Consider the following 1,449-nt stretch of genomic DNA (forward strand, 5'->3'; position numbering starts at 1 on the left):
ACGATTGCCACGTTCGATCTTCGAGGTCCGCCAAGTTGGTTTTTGGAGATGAGCCGAAATTTACCTGCTCCTAAATCTGCATTTTAGCGGATTTGGGTAAGGGATTTTATGTCTAAACGTGAAAGAAAACACAATAAAACCAAGAAAAAACCACCAAAATCGCCCACAAAAAAAGAGACTCTTCTCAAAGTCTCCTGTATCTCTAAAAATCTTTTGTCGATAAACCCATAGTGTGGGAAAATACCCAGCAAAAAGCTCCCGAAGCTTCCGTTCAACAGGGTTTTCATTGTTCGTGCTTCGCACGCAACGAAAACTTAGCTATTGTGCGCAGTATTTTTGGTTCGAGGAATTGGATTTAACGCCGTTAAATTCAATTCAGAGAAGTAAAAATCAAGCACGATCAATAATTTTCACGTTTTTTTGAAAATTTTTTGAAATTTTAAGCAAAATTTTTATTCTCAACGATATTCGAAAGTTTGTAGAATTCAGCACAAGTTATTCACGAAATTTTTAAAATTCAGAGTGTTTTTTAGAATTTTACGCAAGATTTTATTCACGAAGTTTGGAAATTCGGAGGAATATTTTTTCGCAATTTTATTCAGTAGAATTTAAAAAATTATAGAATTTTTAGTGCAAGTTTTTTGCGTTGAATTTGATTCAGATTTGCATTTGATTTTTTTGGTTTTACAATCTGAAAGTTCTATTCAGAACCGCTTTTGTAATATTGCGCACAACGGAAAAAGTATTGGCGAAGGACGGGCTACTTTGCTGACAATTTCAAAGGAAGACCGAGCCTGAGCAAAATGCTTTTTCAGATTTCTAAATTACGGAAAAAAGAAATATGAAAAGCATTTTTGCGGATATTGTTAACCGAATGCTCAAAGACAATATTCACCCCGTCTTTTGCCAATACATTGTTGAACTAAACCTTCGGTAGCCCCGTCTGCATATTTTTGATTACTTTGTAAAACTAATTAAAAATCAATAGAATGGCAACAAAAAAAAGAGTTTAGAAGAGCTTAGAGAAAACAAGATCATCAATCAGGCAAAGCGCGAAGTTCCGGGATTTGCGGAGCTTTTGCAAAGGTTTGAACGTACGGTTTCGGTGTTGGGAAGAAGCCAAAGTACGTTTCAAAATTACTCCAGACACGTGGCTGCGGTGTCGCTACATTTCGGGAAAATTCCTACAGAATTGGATTCAGATCAAATTCATGATTACCTCTTTTACCTTCAGAAAAAATCTAAATCGCCTTCGCAATCGTATTTTAAACACACCGTTTACGGACTTCGGTTTCTGCTAAAATCGGAAGGTTTAAGCTACGATTTTCTGAGTCTTCCGGAAATTAAAAAAGAGAAAAAACTGCCTGTTGTGCTCAGTAAGCATGAGGTTTGGAAGATGTTGTCCTGTTGTAAACTTTTAAAACATAAAATATTAATCGGGTTGCTTTA

At 35.7% G+C, this 1,449-nt stretch carries 1 protein-coding gene; it reads left to right on the forward strand.

All coding sequences use genetic code 11. The features are described 5' to 3' along the window. Window positions 1-1,078: 1,078 nt before the first annotated feature. A partial coding sequence (locus DRF58_RS18045) for a phage integrase N-terminal SAM-like domain-containing protein (RefSeq protein WP_394338504.1) occupies window positions 1,079-1,449 on the forward strand: 371 nt, incomplete at its 3' end.

The sequence above is a fragment of the Epilithonimonas hispanica genome, assembly GCF_003385395.1.
GTDB classification, from domain to species: domain Bacteria; phylum Bacteroidota; class Bacteroidia; order Flavobacteriales; family Weeksellaceae; genus Epilithonimonas; species Epilithonimonas hispanica.